Source organism: Streptomyces sp. NPDC059994, from assembly GCF_042737755.1.
Classification (GTDB): domain Bacteria; phylum Actinomycetota; class Actinomycetes; order Streptomycetales; family Streptomycetaceae; genus Streptomyces.
Genome location: NZ_JBHWUR010000033.1, coordinates 51,996 through 68,362, shown reverse-complemented (window position 1 = coordinate 68,362; position 16,367 = coordinate 51,996). Strand labels below are relative to the sequence as shown.

At 70.1% G+C, this 16,367-nt stretch carries 18 protein-coding genes and 1 pseudogene; 9 read left to right on the top strand and 10 right to left on the bottom strand.

Annotation, left to right across the window (positions count from 1 at the left end; translation table 11 throughout):
* Positions 1–586 precede the first annotated feature (586 nt).
* Positions 587–1,495 carry an NAD(P)-dependent oxidoreductase gene (locus ACFWA7_RS18730; RefSeq protein WP_385823961.1) on the bottom strand — a complete coding sequence of 303 codons (909 nt, stop codon included), beginning with the start codon at positions 1,493–1,495 and terminating at the stop codon, positions 587–589.
* Positions 1,496–1,578: 83 nt separating this feature from the next.
* Between ACFWA7_RS18730 and ACFWA7_RS18725 the strand changes: the two genes are divergently transcribed.
* A complete protein-coding gene (locus ACFWA7_RS18725) occupies positions 1,579–1,950 on the top strand; it encodes a winged helix-turn-helix transcriptional regulator (protein ID WP_385823957.1) in 372 nt (123 codons plus the stop codon).
* Positions 1,951–2,037: 87 nt separating this feature from the next.
* Here the strand turns inward: ACFWA7_RS18725 and ACFWA7_RS18720 are convergent, their stop codons facing one another.
* The 3 genes from ACFWA7_RS18720 to ACFWA7_RS18710 all read right to left on the bottom strand — a co-directional run bounded on the left by ACFWA7_RS18720 (position 2,038) and on the right by ACFWA7_RS18710 (position 4,835).
* Positions 2,038–2,469, bottom strand: a complete 432-nt coding sequence (locus tag ACFWA7_RS18720) for a transposase (protein ID WP_385823959.1) — start codon at positions 2,467–2,469, stop codon at positions 2,038–2,040.
* 582 nt (positions 2,470–3,051) lie between these two features.
* Positions 3,052–3,726, bottom strand: a complete 675-nt coding sequence (locus tag ACFWA7_RS18715) for a response regulator (RefSeq protein WP_385823955.1) — start codon at positions 3,724–3,726, stop codon at positions 3,052–3,054.
* The gene (locus tag ACFWA7_RS18710; RefSeq protein WP_385538960.1) at positions 3,723–4,835 is read right to left on the bottom strand and encodes a sensor histidine kinase; all 1,113 of its coding nucleotides are present in this window, start codon (positions 4,833–4,835) and stop codon (positions 3,723–3,725) included. Before ACFWA7_RS18710 ends, ACFWA7_RS18715 begins: the two co-directional genes overlap by 4 nt.
* Before the next feature lie 181 nt (positions 4,836–5,016).
* On the opposite strand from ACFWA7_RS18710, the gene ACFWA7_RS18705 reads away from it, so the two are divergent.
* Together ACFWA7_RS18705 and ACFWA7_RS18700 are read left to right on the top strand one after the other, a co-directional pair.
* Positions 5,017–5,658: a hypothetical protein gene (locus tag ACFWA7_RS18705; protein WP_385538958.1), complete on the top strand. Its 642-nt coding sequence runs from the start codon at positions 5,017–5,019 to the stop codon at positions 5,656–5,658.
* Entirely contained in the window at positions 5,651–6,190 is a 540-nt protein-coding gene (locus ACFWA7_RS18700; protein WP_385823953.1) for a hypothetical protein, read from the top strand. The genes ACFWA7_RS18705 and ACFWA7_RS18700 overlap by 8 nt, the downstream gene beginning before the upstream one ends.
* 841 nt (positions 6,191–7,031) lie before the next feature.
* On the opposite strand, the gene ACFWA7_RS18695 is transcribed toward ACFWA7_RS18700, so the two are convergent.
* The 5 genes from ACFWA7_RS18695 to ACFWA7_RS18675 form a co-directional block, all read right to left on the bottom strand.
* Positions 7,032–7,898 (bottom strand): NmrA family NAD(P)-binding protein, encoded by an 867-nt coding sequence (locus ACFWA7_RS18695; protein WP_385823951.1) that lies wholly within the window; start codon positions 7,896–7,898, stop codon positions 7,032–7,034.
* Between the two features lie 102 nt (positions 7,899–8,000).
* Positions 8,001–8,474, bottom strand: coding sequence for a hypothetical protein (locus ACFWA7_RS18690; RefSeq protein WP_385538953.1), 474 nt, complete (start codon positions 8,472–8,474; stop codon positions 8,001–8,003).
* 148 nt (positions 8,475–8,622) lie between these two features.
* On the bottom strand, positions 8,623–9,141 hold the full coding sequence (locus ACFWA7_RS18685; protein WP_385823949.1) for a MarR family winged helix-turn-helix transcriptional regulator: 519 nt from the start codon (positions 9,139–9,141) through the stop codon (positions 8,623–8,625).
* 968 nt (positions 9,142–10,109) lie between these two features.
* Positions 10,110–10,535 carry a DUF4259 domain-containing protein gene (locus ACFWA7_RS18680; protein WP_385823947.1) on the bottom strand — a complete coding sequence of 142 codons (426 nt, stop codon included), beginning with the start codon at positions 10,533–10,535 and terminating at the stop codon, positions 10,110–10,112.
* Between the two features lie 205 nt (positions 10,536–10,740).
* Positions 10,741–11,592 (bottom strand): LysR family transcriptional regulator, encoded by an 852-nt coding sequence (locus tag ACFWA7_RS18675; RefSeq protein WP_385823945.1) that lies wholly within the window; start codon positions 11,590–11,592, stop codon positions 10,741–10,743.
* 95 nt (positions 11,593–11,687) lie between these two features.
* Between ACFWA7_RS18675 and ACFWA7_RS18670 the strand changes: the two genes are divergently transcribed.
* The 4 genes and pseudogenes from ACFWA7_RS18670 to ACFWA7_RS18655 all read left to right on the top strand — a co-directional run.
* A complete protein-coding gene (locus ACFWA7_RS18670; protein WP_385538945.1) occupies positions 11,688–12,419 on the top strand; it encodes an SDR family NAD(P)-dependent oxidoreductase in 732 nt (243 codons plus the stop codon).
* A 269-nt stretch (positions 12,420–12,688) separates the two neighbouring features.
* Positions 12,689–12,928, top strand: coding sequence for a hypothetical protein (locus tag ACFWA7_RS18665; RefSeq protein ID WP_385823943.1), 240 nt, complete (start codon positions 12,689–12,691; stop codon positions 12,926–12,928).
* 1 nt (position 12,929) lies between these two features.
* Positions 12,930–13,133: a hypothetical protein gene (locus ACFWA7_RS18660; protein WP_385823941.1), complete on the top strand. Its 204-nt coding sequence runs from the start codon at positions 12,930–12,932 to the stop codon at positions 13,131–13,133.
* A 92-nt stretch (positions 13,134–13,225) separates the two neighbouring features.
* Positions 13,226–13,474, top strand: a pseudogene (locus ACFWA7_RS18655) (PHP domain-containing protein); the annotation flags it as partial.
* A gap of 193 nt (positions 13,475–13,667) precedes the next feature.
* Here the strand turns inward: ACFWA7_RS18655 and ACFWA7_RS18650 are convergent.
* Entirely contained in the window at positions 13,668–14,036 is a 369-nt protein-coding gene (locus tag ACFWA7_RS18650; RefSeq protein WP_385538941.1) for a winged helix-turn-helix transcriptional regulator, read from the bottom strand.
* A gap of 445 nt (positions 14,037–14,481) precedes the next feature.
* Here ACFWA7_RS18650 and nadC point away from each other — a divergent pair, with 445 nt between their 5' ends.
* Both nadC and ACFWA7_RS18640 read left to right on the top strand, forming a co-directional pair.
* Positions 14,482–15,375 carry a carboxylating nicotinate-nucleotide diphosphorylase gene (gene nadC, locus ACFWA7_RS18645; RefSeq protein ID WP_385823939.1) on the top strand — a complete coding sequence of 298 codons (894 nt, stop codon included), beginning with the start codon at positions 14,482–14,484 and terminating at the stop codon, positions 15,373–15,375.
* Positions 15,363–16,220: a PhzF family phenazine biosynthesis protein gene (locus ACFWA7_RS18640; RefSeq protein ID WP_385823937.1), complete on the top strand. Its 858-nt coding sequence runs from the start codon at positions 15,363–15,365 to the stop codon at positions 16,218–16,220. Before nadC ends, ACFWA7_RS18640 begins: the two co-directional genes overlap by 13 nt.
* The last annotated feature ends 147 nt before the right edge of the window (positions 16,221–16,367 follow it).

The window sequence follows — 16,367 nt, the reverse complement described above, 5'->3', positions numbered from 1 at the left end:
CCTCCGGTGAACCGGAGGGGCCTCTGATCACGAACGGTCGCGGGCAGCCCGCGGGTGTGCGGGCTGCCGCGACGCCGGCTTCGAGGGTCAGGCCGGCGGTGGCCAGGGCTACACCCCGCGCGTCAGCGCCACGCCCGCGGTCCACCGCCGGCTGCTCGGCCGCTGCCAGCCCCTCGACGGTGATCCGGGCGCCCCGGTAATCCCGGCACAGCGCAAGGCCCGCCGCGAGTACGTCGCTTCTCTTGGGGTCCCCGGGGTGGGGCCAGAGGTTCTAGCAGGTCGGCAGGCTGTTGCTGTCCGCGACAGATGTCGCGGACAGCAACGGCAGCGCTTCAGTGATGAGCACCATGCGACGCATACGTGCTTCCTGTGCGTCCGGCAGTCCCGGATGCGAGCTCCTGGGTGTAGGCCAACCGTGAGAACTCGTCGATCGCTGAGTGCGTGAAGGGTGGGCTCGTGGAACCGGCGTAGCCCGACTCCGGGCCGGGGCAGGTGCCGGATCACGGTCCGTCGAGGGCGCAAGTAGGCGGTGGGGTCTGGGCGGAGTCACGGCTGGCCGGCGTGTGTTCATCGGTCCCGCGTTTGGTCAGCGCGGTCCTCGGATGCTGTCGATGATGCGGGTCCAGCCGTCGCTGCCATGTCCGTCCTCAATCGCGCGCCGGTAGTGGGCCTGAACGGCCAGGGGGAGCGCGAGGTCGAGGCCGAGTGATGTGCTGGTCTCGACGATGTGGTCGGACGTCGCGCCCATCATGGTGACCGTGCTGAGGTCGCCGGGATGCTCTCCGGCATCCAGCGCGCCGCCGGGGGTCTCTTCGCCGGCCCTCAGGATGGCGCCGATCGAGTCGGCGGAGGAGAGCAACTCTGGCAGCGCTTCCTTGGCCTTCATTCCTGCGGTGCCCAGCATCGCGGTGGCGTGCATCAGTCCGGACAGGGTGGTGAGGAACACCGCGAGTTGGGCTTGGTACATCATCTGGGCGAGGCCCGGGTCCTCGCCCAGGTGCTTTGGCGTGCCGAGCGGTGCCAACGCCGCCCGGTGGTTCTCCATCACCTTGTCGGGGCCGCTGTAGTAGACATGGGCGGCCTCCGTGCCAACCATCGGCGCCGGGACCATGACACCACCGGTGAGGAAGGCGGCGTCGTGACCCGCCGCCCAGGTTGCTGCCTTGCGTGTGCGGTCGGGCGTGTCCGAGCTCAGGTTGACCAGCGTCCGGCCTGCGAGTGATGCGGTGGCGCTGTCGAGGACGTCGTACATCGCCTGGTAGTCGGTGAGGCTGAGGATCACGAGGTCACTCGCTTCGACCGCCTCGCCAGGTGTCGCCGCGAGCGTTGCTCCGTCGGCGACGACGCCGTCGGCCCGGCCGACGGTGCGGTTCCAGACGGTGACCGGGTGGCCGGCGGTGAGTAGGGTGCGGGTCATCGCCTGGCCCATCGGGCCAAGCCCGATCACAGTGACCGCGCTGTCTTGCCTGGTGGTGTGGTGCTGTTGTTCGTTCACCCCTCCATGCTCGGAGAGCGCCACTACTCTCGGAAGTACCCACTATTTTCTGCGGTACTTACCTTTTAGTAAGGGGATCAGTGATGGCCAAAGCGCCGAGATGCGGGCCTTACATCTGCGGCATCGACGCTGCGCTCGACGTGGTGAGCGGCAAGTGGAAGGGACTGATCCTCTGGGAGCTTGACGCCCATCGCGTACGCCGCTTCGCTGAGCTCCGTCGCGGTCTGCCGGGAGTGAGCGAGAAGATGCTGACGCAGCACCTGCGTGAGATGGAGGAGGACGGTCTCGTGCATCGAGAGGTTTATGCCGAGGTGCCGCCGCGGGTGGAGTACTCCCTGACTGAGCAAGGGCGCACGCTTAATCAAGCGCTCGGGCCGCTCGGCGCCTGGGGGGTTGAGCGGATGCGTCGCGAAGGCTCCGAAGCGGTCGGCGTAGCCGAGACCTCACACGGGTAAGCATCCCGGCCACCAACCCCGTGTGTGCGCGCCACTCCCGAGGGCTGAATGCTGCGGGGCACCGCGTTACATACTGGCTTCGGCGCGTCAGGGTGACGTTGGGATGTCGAGGGCGAGGCCGGTTCCGGCGATGAAGCCGTCCAGGGTGCCGGGCCGGTATTGGAGGCGTTTGAGCCGGTTGCGTACGAGCGTTTCGAGTCGGTCGAGGGCGACGACGGCGAGGTTGGCCGGGCTGCGTTTGACGTGCGCCCACACCCATTCCACCGGGTTCAGGTCGGGCGAGTAGGCCGGCAGCAGGAACACCGTCAGCCACTCGCGCTGGTCGATCAACTTGCGCATGGCGCGGGGGACGTGGGTGTTGAGCCGGTCCCATACCAGCACGATCGGCGCCTTGACGAGCTGGTGGGCGCCGTCGATCAGCGCGATGAAGTCGCGCTCGCCCATGCTGCGGCGCTTGCCCTTGCCCGCCGGGTGGGAGACCAGCCGGTGGCACAGCCGGGTGCGCGAACCGGGCCGCATCGCGACCAGGTCGGCCACCGACAGTCGCCCCGACCTGCGTCCGCCCCACCACGGGGCGGCGGGGGCCGACCATGGGCCCGACCATGGCTGGTCAGCGCGTTACGGCCGGGGTGACGCCGAGCACGATTCCGCCGAAGACACCGGTGGCGGTCAGGGCGACTACTACCGGCTGAGCAAGCAGCGGGCGGCGGTAGACGGCGTGGCCGAGGCGCTGGCAGCGTTCCTCTTCCCGCTGTAAGAACGCCTCCCTGTCTCTCGGGTTCTTCAGGGCCTCGGGGAAGGTCTCGGGCTGGCGGTGCCCGACGCGCAGCCAGATCGCGGCGCGGGGTCCCTCGCGCTGCAGGGTTTCGAGCGGGCTGGCGAGGACGGGGATGGTGTCGGTGTGATTGCGGACCTGACTGAACCTCCGTCCGCGCCCGGTCCGCGAACTGCCTGTACGCAGACGAACTTGACCGGTGTCACATGAGGAGAGCCGTCCGGATGCACGGTACTGAGCCGGACGTTCTTCTCATATGCCCATCTCACCCGCGCTTTTCCGCCGGAGCGTCTCGGCCGACGGGCCGGACGCCTCGTGCCTGCGCGCTACTCCCGCGGGACTGGACCGGCCAGTCCGTTCTCCCAGGCCCAGGCGGCGATACCTACCCGGTTACGGGCCTTCAGCTTCGCCTGGACGTTGGCGATGTGGGTCTTGGCGGTGCCCGCCGAGATGAAGAGCCTCTCGCCGATCTCGGCGTTGGTGAGGCCGTCGGCGACCAGCCGGGCGATCTCGTTCTCCCGGGCGGTGAGAGGCGACAGGGCCGTGGGCGCCGCTGGGGCGGGGGCGAGGGTCTGGAGCAGCCGGACGGTGATCTGGGGGCTGATGAGGATGTCCCCGGCCATCGCCGCCCTGACTCCCTCGATCAGCAGCCCGGGGCCCGAGCGCTTGAGCAGGAACCCGCAGGCGCCGTCGTGCAGTGCCGTGCGTACGTAGTCGTCGTGGTCGAAGGTGGTGACGACGAGGACACGCATCGGGTCGGGTATGCCGGGGCCCGCGAGGCGCCGGGTGAGTTCGAGGCCGTCCAGGCTCGGCATCCGGATGTCGGCGAGGATCAGGTCAGGGCGCAGGGTGCGGGCGAGGTCAACGGCGGTGAGGCCGTCCGCCGCCTCGCCGACCACGGTCATGTCGGGCTGCGAGCCGAGAATCAGGCGGAAGCCGCTGCGTACGTCCTCCTGGTCGTCGGCGATCAGGATGCGGGTCGGGCCGAGGGGTGTCGTCATGGGGTCTCTTTCGGGAGTGTGGCAGGCAGGACGGCGGTGAGCTGCCAGCCGCCCTCGCCGTGCGGTCCCGCCGAGAGGGTTCCGCCGAGGGCCTGGGCGTGCTCGGTGAGAGCGGGGAGGCCGAGGCCGCCGCGGGAGACGCGGCGGCGGGCCGGGGCGGGGCGGGCCCCGCGGTCGTTGGTGACCCGGATCTCCACAGTGGTGGCTGTGGGGGTGAACGCGACGGTGGCGCGGGGGGCGTCGGGGGCGTGCCGGCGGATGTTGGTCAGCGCTTCGACGACGATGCGGTACGCGGCGGAGCCCGCCTCGCGGGAGAGTGCCTGCGTGACCTGGGGAGGCAAGTCCAGATGTGCCTCGGTGGCTCCTGCTGAGGTGAAGTTCTCTATCAGGAAAGGCAGTTGGGACACTTCGGGGAGCGGCTCGGTGGCGGGCGTGTCGGGACCGTGCAGCATCTGTACGGTTCGGTCCATCGCGGCCAGGGCGCTCAGGCCTGCCTTCTCGATGCGTTCCAGGGCGAGCACCGCTTGGGAGGGGTCGGTGGCGGCGACGAAGCGGGCCGCCTGGGCTTGGACGACGATCCCGCTGATGTCATGGGCGACGAAGTCGTGCAGGTCGCGGGACAGTTGAAGACGCTGGGTGCTGCGGGCCTCGGCCACCGCGCTCCGGCGACGCAGTTCCTGGCGGCGGGGGTAGGCGCCGACCGCCACCGCGGCGGCTACGGGAAGCAGCCAGAAAGTGGCGATGCCGATGGATTCCAGGAAGGAGGCACCGGTGACCAGCGGCAGTGGCCAGAGGGCCACCGCGAGGGCGGTCAGCGCGAGGGCCGGCGTGAGTTCGCGCAGGGGTGACCAGCGGGTGACCACGGCCAGGAGGAGGAGCAGGACGGCGGTCTCCGCCAGCTTCCAGCCGGAGCCGGAACCAGTCTTCGGCAGGGCGAAGCTGGTGGTCAGGGAGAGGGCCGCGCAGACCGCGGTCGGGCGGGCGAGGCGGGCGAGCCGCTGACGAACCGCGGCACGGGGGCGGACGACGGCCCAGACCACCGTGCCCGCGGCCGCGAGCGACGGCAGAGTGCCAAGCACCTTGATGACCGGGCTGGTTGATTCCCACATGGTGATCAGCGTACGGGTGTGCGATGTGGCGGGGCTCTCTGCCGAACGGCATAGACGGGCCGGGCGGCGGCGCGGTCTTTGTGCCGATCGGCGGATGGGACTGCGGGGCGCCGAGGGGCGAAGCTTGAGCCGTTCAACCAGCCACGCAGCACACACACCCTCCAGAACACGGGAGTTCATCATGCGCAACACCGTCATCGGCGCTACGGCAGCCGTCGCCGTTCTCGCCGGGCTGGTCGCTGCCGGGCCCGCTCCTGCAGCCCCGGCCGCGTCCGTCGGGAAGAAGCCGGCGAAGACCGCGAGCGTCCATGGGGAAGCGCGGATCTCCTACATAGAGTCGATCGACGACGACATCCGCTTCACCATCCATGCTGAGCAGACGCCGTTCACCCGGCCGGTGCCCCCCAGGGCCCTCCAGGGGTTGTCCACAGATGCCCGGGGCACGCTGAAGTTCTCCCACACCCCCCGGGGCGGAGCCACGGGGTGGGCGGAGGCCCAGGTGGACTGCCTGGTCACCAGCGGCCGGACGGCGACCCTGACCGCGATCGTCACGAAGTCGAACGTCGAGGAGGTCGGCGCCCGGCTGGGCATCAGCGTCCAGCAGGGCGGCAAGGGCGAGCCGGACCGGCTCGGCTTCTCCTGGGGGGTGGTGAACGTCGACCCGGGGAACGTTGATGGGAACGGCCAGCCTGTAAGGCCGCAGGCCGGTACGTGCATGGCGCCCGCACCGTTCACGACCGTGATCAAGGGCGGCTTCAAGGTGGTCCACGCCGAGATCACCAAGACTCCCGCGCAGCCCGGGGCGGCGATCCGCCGTGGCTGACACCCTGATCGCCGGGACACCCGTCACGGCCGCGCCCCAAGTCCCCCGTTCCGTCCGCCTGGCGGCGCGCGCCGCCGCGGTGACCCTGGTGCCGTCCGGGCTGTGGCGCGCCGCCATCGCCCTGGGCTGGGACTCCGGATTCACCGACGAGTTCCTTCGCCCGGGGAACTTCCCCGGCGCCGGGTCCTTCTACCTCATCGGCCTCAGCCTGCTGGCCGAGGCACTCGGACTGCTCACCCTGGGCCTGGTCCACAGATGGGGCGAGGAACTCCCCCGCTGGGTACCGGCCCTGGGCGGCCGGAGAATCCCCGTTATGGCGGCGGTGATCCCCGCCTCGCTCGGCGCGGCGCTCGTCACCCTCATCACCGTCACCGGCGCGTTCACCTGGAACGACGCGGACAACATGGGTGCCGCCGGGTCCCCCGAAGGCGGCCACTACTGGCTGATGACCGCCTGCTATCTGCCCCTGCTGGCCTGGGGCCCGCTGCTCGCGGTAGTCACGGCGGCCTACTACCGGCGCCGGAGTCACTGAGTCCCGCCGTCCGCAGGTCCTGGACCATCTGCTCGGACTGTGCTCCGCAAAAACGATCAGAGCGCGCGGACAGGCCGGAGCGGACAGGCGAGCCGGACAGGGCAGGGCAGGCGGGCAGGGCAGGAGCAGGCGGGCAGGCGGGCAGGGCAGGCGGGCAGGCGGGCAGGGCAGGAGCAGGCGGGCAGGGCAGGGCAGGAGAAGTGGACAATCCTGCGGATCACCATGTGCATCGCACGGGCATCACTCGCACCTCCCGTACCGGTCAACCCCCGAGACGCCCGCCGAGGGAATACGACTCTCACACATGACCAGCTGAGCGAGGCATCCCTGCCCACGGTCATCCGTCACGTCCGCCCAGGCCGCCTTCCACGCAACCCGCGTCACCGCCAGGCTCCCCGCCCCCCAGCCTCCCCCCTGCCGCCGAGCCCTGCACGCCGGCCACGGGCCCTCCCACGGGACCACCAGCGCGCCCCCGACGAGCAGGCGCAGGATGCGCAGCAGAGCCAGTGCCGCACTCACCCACGTTTCGCCACTGAAACACCACCTCCCAAGGCAGGGAGTGGCCAACTCTCGTACAACCTCCTGACCGCGTAGCAACAAGAAGCACCCAAACCTGTCCACGGTCACCCGCAGGCTTGCCCCTTGCCCGCCGGACTTGCCGCAGACTCCAGCGTGTCAGCGATGCCCGTGGTGGGCCCGGCTGTGGGCCCCACCACGGCGTGTCAGCGCGGTGCGAGCCCGTCACCGACGGCGCTCTTTGGAACGGCCAGGGCCGATGACGGTCATCTGCCTTGTGTGGCGGGACGGTTCGCTCCTTCGTGACCGGGCTTGAGGCGGCGTCTTATCGGCGGAAGTGGCTGTGGTGTTCGTGCAGGAAGGCGTCGAGGGTACGGGGCGGGCGGCCGAGGATGTCGATGACGGTGGTGGTGGGGGTTTCGGGTCGGGCAATGGCGAGTTGCTGGATCTCCGTGACGTGGTCGGCGAGCCAGGTGGGCATATGGGCGGTCTCGACGAGGTTGTGGCGCAGTTTGTCCGCGGTGAGGTTGGCGTAGTGGATCTGATGGCCGGTCAGGGCTGTCAGGCGTGAGGCGATTTCGGGGTAGGAGACGGCTTCGGGTCCGGTCAGGGTGTAGGTGCCGCCGGCGATGTCGGGCCTGGTGAGGGCGGCAGCGGCGACGTCGCCGATGTCGCGGCAGTCGATGTGGTTGCAGGGCGCGTCGCCCGTTGTGCCGAGGATGATGCCCTGGGCGACGGTGGGGGCCAGGCGCAGGAGGTTCTGCATGAACGCGTAGGGGCGCAGGATGGTGTGGGTGAGACCGCTGGTGCGCAGGTGTTCCTCGACGGCGTGGTGTCCGCGGGAGATGGCGACTGGGGAGTCGGGTTCGGCGGCGGGTGCGGAGATCTTGACGATGTGTCCGATGCCGGCGTCGGCGGCGATGTCGACGACGCGGGTTTCGAGTTCGACCTGTGCGGGGCTGTTGGCCATGGCGAGGAAGAGCTGGCTGGCGCCCTTGAAGGCGGTGCGCAGGGAGTGGGGGTCGGTGGCGTCGGCGTACTGAACCTCGACGGGCGGTTGGTGTGCGCCGGTCATGCCGGGGATCGGCCTGTGCGGGGTGCGGGTCAGTGCGCGGACGGGTGTGCCGCGTGTGAGGAGGCTGTGGAGCAGGGCGTTCCCGGTTGCTCCGGTCGCTCCCATGACGACGATCATCGTGTGCTCATTCCTTGGTGACTTTCCGGCGGCGGGTGCTGGCGGGGTTGGCCCGGGTCGGGCTTGGGCTCGTGGGGCTGGTGGGCCCGGTGCCGGGGCTGGCTATGCCGGGGATGCTGTGGTGGTGCTGCGCCAGCGCAGGGTGACGATGGTGGTGGCGAGGGCTGCGGAGACGGGCAGGTCGATGCGCAGGCGCTCCAGCCACGGGGTGGCGGGGACCGGGGTGTGGGCGGGCAGCCATTGGGCGGTGGACCACCCCAGCACGGCCGCCGCGCCGGCGGCCGTGATGACCAGTGCGGCGGTCAGGGCGGCACGCGGCGTGGTGGTGGTCCACCGTCGGGGCTGCCCGCCATGCCGCAGCCAGGTGCCGACCAGGAACGCCACCACGGCGGAGGTGCCGGCGATGGAGGTGCAGGCGGCCACGGCCAGATCCTGCTGCCCGGTGACGACTCCGGCGGTACCGGCCGTCAGCGCGGGAGCGGCGTAGGCGGTCAGCACCTCGCGCCACAGGGTGAACGGCCGGGATGGCCGGGAGGCTGCCCGGTTTCGGCTGGCTCTGTCCTTCGTTGCGGGCATGCTGGCCTCTTTCTCGTTCGTGTGAGGGATGCGAAGGGTTGCGGCGGGGGCGTGGCAGGCCTGTTCCGCCATATAGTTAGGCAGCTAACTATTACTGTGTAAAAGAGGCCCTGCCCGGAGGGCGGGGCCAAACCGACTCAGAGCCGGGTCAGTCAGCGGCCAGGGCCGCGCTGCCGCGCACGACGCGGGCGAGCAGATCGAGGAACACCGCACGCTCCTCGACGGAAAGCCCGCCCACCATCGCCTCCAGCCGCCCGAAATGCTCAGACGCCATGTCGCGCAGGCGCTGCGCCCCGCGCGCGGTGAGGACGGCCACCGTGCCCCGGCCGTCCTCCGTGGACGGGCGGCGGGCGAGTAGGCCTTCGCGTTCGAGGCCGTCCAGCAGGCCGGTGACCGTGGCCCTGGAGACATCGAGGTCGACCGCCAGGCGCGAGGGGGATTTCTCCCCGCCGTGGTCTTCGAGGTCGGCGAGCAGGCGGTAGCGCCCCGTCGACAGGCCGAACCTGGCGAAGTGCGCCTCGGCCGCCCGGCCGACCCTCGCCCCCGCCGAGATCAGCCGCACCGCGACCAGCACCGCCTGCGGATCGACCTCCAGGCCGTAGTGCTCGACCTGCCGCCTGGCCTGGTCCAGCGTGGGTGCCTCGCCGTCGATGCCGTCCCTCTCCATGCAAGTAATATGGCGGCTAACTACTTGACTGTCAAGGCACCCCGGTCTCCGGGCCCCGGCGCAGGCGGGCTCCCGCATTCGACGGCGAAGCCGGCCCAGGGGACGCCGACCCAGGGGACGCCGCGTCCGCCCCCGCCAGCACAAGGCACTGCGTGGCCATCTGACACTCCGTCACACCTTGCCCCGCCGAAGGCAGGAGGCCCTCGCGGGGCCGAATCGGGAGACAGGCGCACAGGCGCGCCAGCGGGGCGCCACCACGGCCGGAGAGGCGGAGAAGTGGGGGGATCGCGGCGCCAGGCATCGGGGTGCTGCCGGACGCGGCAACGTCGTCCGTCGTCGGCCAGGGCCACGTAGTCGCACAGAAGGCGACCGTGATCGCGGCCGCCTCGCACAGGTGCGGGTGCGAGGGCCGCGGCCGGCTCCGGTCGAAGCACTCCACGGCCTTCCAGCGGTCGTCGGTGAACTTCCGTCCGCAGGTCGCGCACACGGGTGTTCGGTGTACATCCGCGTCCACAGCTCAGGCGCGGCTGGCCCGTCACTGAGCCACAAGGGCTGTCGATCTCCGTCGCCTTCACCGGATGTGACCATCCGACCGGGCGGGAGCAGGCCATCAAGGCTCGATCGGGATTCAGGTGCATGGGCCGGACGCCAGTGCTGCGACCAGGGGGTACCACTGCGAGGGTCCGAGCGCTCGATCCCGGTACTCCTGGAATTCCTCCCAGCCTGACGTATGCCCAGGGGTTATCAGGTCCCCATTCGCACAGTCGAGTACTTTGCACCGCAGAGCCTGGGCAAGACGGAAGACGTCCGTCAGCACGTCGCCGCCGGAGCCCCGGATGTGGAGCATGATCGAGTCCACCGGATCGGCGGGGATCTCGTGCACAGGTGACGTCGGCGGGTAGCCGCATGAGAGGGACGTCCCAGCTCGAAGTGACCTTCCGGGTAGGACGGGTGCGGGTCGGGGTGGGTCAGATCAGGCTGAGCTGTTCTCCCGATGGCTGTGCCAGGAGCACGTTCCGCAGGCGGCGGATGTTCGCGCGCCAGGGCCCGCCATCCGACTCGCCCCATAGGTCCATCAGTTCGGACGGTTCGGTCATGATGCGGTCGAGGGCCTGAAGGGCGAGATCGCGCAGGCCAGTGAGATCCGGGAGGGGCTCTTGCGGCCCATGGATTGGATCGGCCGGCTCACCCCCGGGGCACTGCGCCGCGACGAGCGCGGCCGCAGCTGCGGCTACCTCGGATTCGGGTGCTTCGAGGTAAGCCGCGGTATCGATCACACGTGTGAGAGCACTGCGGACGATGCCCTCACGTTCGCCTGCAGCTACCTCATCAAGGTCACCGCCAAAGTCCGCTGCGGTGTCGTTGTCGAAGGGGCCGACGTCCCAAGTGCCCATGGTCTCTCCTGATCACGATGTCGACCGGGGCATCCTGGCAGAGGCCACTGACAGAAGCCGTGCAGTCCAGAGCGGGGATTCAGCCGCATGTGACTGGTCGAGACAGATGTCACCCGGCCTCGATATCCGTCACCCGCGTCAGCTCGGCGGGCTGCCATCATTGAGCCGGGCCACGATGGGTGGAACCTGGCCAGGCATGTGGGAACTACCGCAGACGTGTCGCAGTGCGGACAAGGTCGGCGACGGCCCTGGACCGGCTGTGCGGTGGCCAGGCGATCACGGTGGTGACTTTCGGCGCGTCCAGCACGGGCACGGCGGCGAGGTCACCGGGCAGTTGGGCCCGGCACGACTCCGGTGAGACCGCGCAGGCCCGGCCGAGCGCGACGAGCTGCAACAACTGCGCGTGGTCGCGGACCCGCGGGCCGGGGCCGGGCGGGTAGGTGCCGTCGGGGTCGGGCCAGCGTGGCAGGGGCAGGCCCGGCAGCCCGGTGATGTCGCCCATGTGCACATGGGCCCGGACAGTGAGCGGATGCCCGGCCGGCAGGACCACAACCTGGCCCTCCGTGCTGAGCTCTTCGGTGTCGAACCCGGCCGTCGAGTCGAACGGCCGGTGCAGCAGCGCCACGTCGGCCCGGCCCTCGCGCAGAAGTCGTACCTGCTCGGCCGGGCCGCACAGGATGACGTCGACGGCGACCGCGCCGGGTTCGACGGCGTACGCGTCGAGCAGTTTCGCCAGCAGTTCGCGGGACGCGCTGGCTTTCGTGACCAGGACCAGGCCGGTACCCCCGGTCGCGGAAAGGGCAGCGCGGCGGGTCCGGCGCTCAGCAGCGTCGACCGCGCCGAGGGCCGCCCGGCCCTCGGCCAGCAGCACCGAACCGGCCTCGGTCAGCGTGACGGTGCGGCTGGTCCGGTCCAGCAGCGTTGCCCCGAGCCGGCGTTCGAGCTGCTGGATCGCCCGTGACAAAGGCGGCTGCGCGATCCCGAGCCGCCGCGCGGCGCGCCCGAAGTGCAGCTCTTCAGCGACAGCGACGAAATATCGCAGTTCCCGGATCTCCATCCGGCCACGCTACCCCCGATCGATACCCGGACGGTATCGTTGCCCACCCGATCGGTCTTGGACCCCCTCCGGAGTCCGAGGGCAGCATGGTCCCCATGAGTGAACGAACGATTGCGCTGGTCACCGGCGCGAACAAGGGAATCGGCTACGAGATCGCCGCGGGCCTTGGCGCCCTCGGCTGGAGCGTCGGCGTCGGCGCCCGCGACGATCAGCGCCGTAAGGCCGCCGTGGAGAGACTGCGCGCGGCCGGCGTCGACGCGTTCGGCGTACCACTGGACGTGACCGACGACGCGAGCGCGACCGCCGCCGCACGGCTGATCGAGGAACAGGCCGGGCGCCTCGACGTGCTCGTCAACAACGCCGCCATCACCGGCGGCATGCCGCAGGAACCCACCCGGGTCGACCCCGCCACCATCCGGACGGTCGTGGAGACCAACGTGATCGGCGTCATCCGCGTCACCAACGCGATGATGCCGCTGCTGCGCCGCTCTGCCTCACCGCGGATCGTGAACATGTCCAGCAGTGTCGGCTCCCTCACCCGGCAGTCAGGAACCGCTGCTGAGCAGACGAAGGGTCCGGTGGCCGCGGCGTACTCGCCGTCCAAGACGTTCCTGAACGCCGTCACCCTCCAGTACGCCCGGGAGCTGAGCGGCACGGATATCCTGATCAACGCCGGCTGCCCCGGCTACGTCGCGACCGACCTCAACGGCTTCCGCGGCGTGCGCACCCCCGAACAGGGCGCGGCCATCGCCATCCAACTCGCGACCCTGCCCGACGACGGCCCGACCGGCCAGTTCTTCGAGGACGCCGGCGTAGTGCCCTGGTGATGTGCACGGCGGTCATCACCCGCCGGGTGAGGCGGCTTCGCCCACGCGTCTCCAACAGGTTCATCGACTGCGTCGGCTGCCCCGGCCGACGCTCCGGTGACCGGGGCAACGCTCCGCACCGCTACCGGTTCCCGTAGGAATGGCGATTCACCGCAGGTTGCAGGCAGCGTGACCATGTGGTTCCAACAACCGTGACCCGGGGCTCCGAATCCCAAGGTCACCACACCCCCATGGTTCCAACTACCGCGACCCGTCACAATCATGCTCAGATGACCCACGGCATAGTGTTCTTCCTCGCCGCCGACGACGAGACCGCTGCTGCGACGCGCCTGCGGGGACCTGGTGAGGCCTTTGAGTCAGTGGCCTGCCGTTTCATTGAGCCGGACAGTGCCATCGCCGAATGGGACATGTACTTCGAGGAGCCTTCGGCCGAGGCCCCGCCGGTTGAACAGCTCCTTGGGTGGACGTGGCCAAAGTGGGTCACTGCCCCCCTGAACGAGCCGCGTTGAGGTGTTCGCTCTGCCGCAGCGGTTGACCCGGGCGCTGGCCAACGCGAGCTCCGCCGAGCTGGAAGAGCTTGCAGGCCGCTGGAGCACGCGGGTCCGGTCTGAGGACGGGGACGACATGACCGACGATGATCTACTGGCGGTCCTGCAGGGAGTTGCCCGGCTTGCGGCGTCTGCGGTGGACACGGGTGGCGGCCTCTACAGCTGAGACAAGCGGGCTGGAAGCACTGCGCGCGAGATCGTGATCAAGGCTCGGAGAGTCGCTTTCCGTTCGCGTTCATGTGACGGAGGACATAACCGATGTGGGACGTGGGCCACCGTCCGTTCGAGGGCCTCAGACCTGGAGCTCCGCGGCCATGCCGGAAGGGACACCGTCACCAGATCCAGGCGTACGCGGAGCGGCTCACGCATCTCCACGTAGCGTCCGGCTATTCCATGCGCTACGGCGCATCCCATCCCGAGGCCTTGGTGCGGAGAGCCGCCGAGCGGGGCATGGAGTGGCTCGCTCTGACGGATCGCGACAACGTCACCGGGGCCGTTCGGTTCGCGAAGTCGTGCGCAGCGCATGGAGTGCGCCCGATCTTCGGCGTTGACCTGGCGGTTGCATCCACGAGGATTGGCGGAGGTTTCGCGCCTGTCCCCGGCGCTCGGCCGAGCCACGGCAACCTCGTGACCCGGCGATCCCGCCCCGCCTCCGATCCGAGGCGGGGCGGGGCGGCGCGGGGCGGGGCGGGGCGGGGCGTCAGTCCGCGGAGTCCCTCTCCGGCGTCCCCTCGTCCACGGTGTCCGGATGTGAGACGCGGCTGGCGGACTGGTCGTCGGTGTGGTCCGCCCCTTGCGGGTCGGTCGTGGCCGCCCAGCGTTCCGCCCAGCGGGCGAGGGCGTTCAGGGCGTGGCGCGCCTCCTGTCCCAGCGGGGTGAGCTCGTAGCGGCTGTCCGGTAGTTGGTGAATCACCTGGGCATCCAGCAGTTCGGTCAGGCGCTGCCGCATCACACTGGAGGACATGTCGTCGCACCGCTTCTGCAAGGGGCGGAATCCAAGCGGACCCGCGCGAAGCTCCCACAGGATGCGCAGACTCCACCGCCGCCCGAACAGATCGAGTGCGGCCATGAGGGGGCGGCCGGTGGTCGAGCCGCGAACGGGATTGCCAGGTCTGGGTGTTGCCATGTCGGGATGTCCAGCTCTCCAGGGTTGATGCTTCGAATTCCGACACGCTAGCATCGGTGACCGATTCGGAAATCGAATCGGGAGGCGGCTGTCGTGGCACCTGCCCTGCCGACCTGGGTGAGAGGCGTTCCTGAAGGCCCCGGCCGACGGCGGCGAGACCGGCCGGGAGGACCGGTACACGCGCACGGTGCCCCGAGTCCGACGCCGGCGCCGAGTCGCACGGACGGCTCACCCACAACCTGTTCGTGGCGGGGGGACGGGTGACCGGCACGCGGGAGATCGAGTACAGGGTCCACCAGGTCCTGCAAACCGGCCCAGCGGAACTTCAGTGCTGCCTCGTCAGCGGTTGCCGCCACCAAGCCGACGTCCACTCAGAGATGGAGACCAGATGACCACGACCGAGTTTCCCTCGGCGGCAGCACGGGCCGCCGCCGCTGCCGCCCTGGTCGAGGACGCGTCAGGGAAGGACATCACCACCGTGTGGAGCGTTCCCGAGGACCTGGCGGCCACGGCCGAGATCCACACCCGGCAAAGCGGCATCGCCGCCGGCCTCCCCGTGGTCGCCGAGGTCTTCGCGCAGGTCGACCCCGAGGTCAAGGTCGAGCCGGCCGTCGCCGACGGCGCCCGACTGGCCGACGGCCAGGTCCTGGTGCACCTGTCCGGTTCGGCGCGCAGCCTGATCACCGGGGAGCGTACGGCGCTGAACTTCCTGCGGCGCATGTGCGGCATCGCGACGCTGACCGACCGCTACGTCCAAGCTGTGGCAGGGACCAGGGCGCGGTTCCTGGACACGCGCAAGACGGCGCCGGGCCTGCGCGCCCTGGACAAGTACGCGGTCACCGCCGGCGGCGGCCACAACCACCGCCTCGATCTCGCGGCGATGGTCCTGCTCAAGGAGAACCACATCGCCGCGGCGGGCGGGGTGACCGCCGCGATCGAGGCGGTCAGGCGCGGGATGGCGCGCACCGGGCAGATCGTGGAGAGCGATGTCGAGGTGCAGACCGTCACCCAGGCCGCCGAGGCCCTCGACGCCGGAGCCCGCTGGATCACGCTCGACAACATGCCGGTGGCCGACATCGAGCAGGTCGTGAAGGTCCGGGCCGGGCGGGCCGACGCTTCCCGGATCCTGCTGGAGGCCTCGGGCACCATCAGCCTGGACACAGTTCTCGCCATCGCCGGGACGGGCCTCGGCCTCATCTCGGTCGGGGCGTTGACGCACAGCGCGCCCGCACTGGACCTGACCATGCTTCTGACCACCGGCCCGGTGCCATGTCCGAGGTAGCGGTCGTCGACGCGTGTCAGCGAGACGGCGCGGGTGGCAGCCCGACCGCCGTCCTGGACGATGCGCCGTTCACCGACGAGGAGCGATGCCGCATCCCCACGGAGTTGGGAACATCGCACGCCGTCTTCCTCCGCGCGACCGGAATCGAGCGTCGTCGGCCCGCGTACACACTGCGGTTCTTCACCACCCAGGACGAACTCCCCACCTGCGGCCACGGCACCGTCGCCGCCCTCGCCGTGCTCGCCGAACGGGAAGGCGGCGACCACGACTACCGCGCCGTCCTGCGTACGGCCCACCGCGGCTTCGACGGTCGGGCATGCCGAAACGGTGACGGCCTGACGGCGTCGTTCGACCCGGGCCCGGTCAGCCTGCGTAGCGCCGGTGGACCCGAACTGAGGGCAGTCGCAGGCGGCCTCGGACTGACGGAGGACTCGGTCGCCGGCGACGCCTGCGTGGCGTCGAACGGACGGCCGAGGCTTCTGCTGCCCATCCGATCCCGCGCCGCACTGGCCGAACTCACGCCGGACTTAACCCTGTTGCGCGCAGCCTGTGACCGCTACGGTCTGCTGGGCTGCTACGCCTACTCGCCCCCGGACCGACACGGCCGAGCAGCAGCCCGGATGTTCGCCCCGTCGATCGGCGTCCCCGAGGACATCGCCAACGCCAACAGCACGGCCTGCCTGGCAGCGCATGCTGCCGGGTTCGGCACATACCGCCTCGCTGTCGACATGGGTGACCACCTCGGCAGCCCGTCCACCATCACCGCGACCGTCCACCGCGACCGCACGGGACACCGGATCCGAGTCGGCGGCCAGGCAGCGATCGTGCGCACGGTCATGCGCTGAGGCCTGCGCGCTCAGGGCGAGGGTGCTGGTGCGCAGCAGGTCCAACTGCTCCTGTGAGAGCCCGGCCAGTTCTGGCGGCATCTGTGGCAGGGGCTCAGGGTTGATGGCCGATCACGTCGTACTGGTGCGACTCGTACCTACTTGTCG

Excerpts from the sequence above, each read along its gene's own strand:
- ACFWA7_RS18715 (WP_385823955.1), bottom strand. The coding sequence starts at position 3,726 with ATGACGACACCCCTCGGCCCGACCCGCATCCTGATCGCCGACGACCAG.
- ACFWA7_RS18650 (WP_385538941.1), bottom strand. The coding sequence starts at position 14,036 with ATGGCCGCACTCGATCTGTTCGGGCGGCGGTGGAGTCTGCGCATCCTG.
- ACFWA7_RS18665 (WP_385823943.1), top strand. The coding sequence starts at position 12,689 with ATGACCCACGGCATAGTGTTCTTCCTCGCCGCCGACGACGAGACCGCT.
- ACFWA7_RS18670 (WP_385538945.1), top strand. The coding sequence starts at position 11,688 with ATGAGTGAACGAACGATTGCGCTGGTCACCGGCGCGAACAAGGGAATC.
- ACFWA7_RS18680 (WP_385823947.1), bottom strand. The coding sequence starts at position 10,535 with ATGGGCACTTGGGACGTCGGCCCCTTCGACAACGACACCGCAGCGGAC.
- ACFWA7_RS18725 (WP_385823957.1), top strand. The coding sequence starts at position 1,579 with ATGGCCAAAGCGCCGAGATGCGGGCCTTACATCTGCGGCATCGACGCT.
- ACFWA7_RS18710 (WP_385538960.1), bottom strand. The coding sequence starts at position 4,835 with ATGTGGGAATCAACCAGCCCGGTCATCAAGGTGCTTGGCACTCTGCCG.
- nadC (WP_385823939.1), top strand. The coding sequence starts at position 14,482 with ATGACCACGACCGAGTTTCCCTCGGCGGCAGCACGGGCCGCCGCCGCT.
- ACFWA7_RS18640 (WP_385823937.1), top strand. The coding sequence starts at position 15,363 with ATGTCCGAGGTAGCGGTCGTCGACGCGTGTCAGCGAGACGGCGCGGGT.
- ACFWA7_RS18705 (WP_385538958.1), top strand. The coding sequence starts at position 5,017 with ATGCGCAACACCGTCATCGGCGCTACGGCAGCCGTCGCCGTTCTCGCC.
- ACFWA7_RS18675 (WP_385823945.1), bottom strand. The coding sequence starts at position 11,592 with ATGGAGATCCGGGAACTGCGATATTTCGTCGCTGTCGCTGAAGAGCTG.
- ACFWA7_RS18695 (WP_385823951.1), bottom strand. The coding sequence starts at position 7,898 with ATGATCGTCGTCATGGGAGCGACCGGAGCAACCGGGAACGCCCTGCTC.
- ACFWA7_RS18685 (WP_385823949.1), bottom strand. The coding sequence starts at position 9,141 with ATGGAGAGGGACGGCATCGACGGCGAGGCACCCACGCTGGACCAGGCC.
- ACFWA7_RS18690 (WP_385538953.1), bottom strand. The coding sequence starts at position 8,474 with ATGCCCGCAACGAAGGACAGAGCCAGCCGAAACCGGGCAGCCTCCCGG.
- ACFWA7_RS18720 (WP_385823959.1), bottom strand. The coding sequence starts at position 2,469 with ATGCGGCCCGGTTCGCGCACCCGGCTGTGCCACCGGCTGGTCTCCCAC.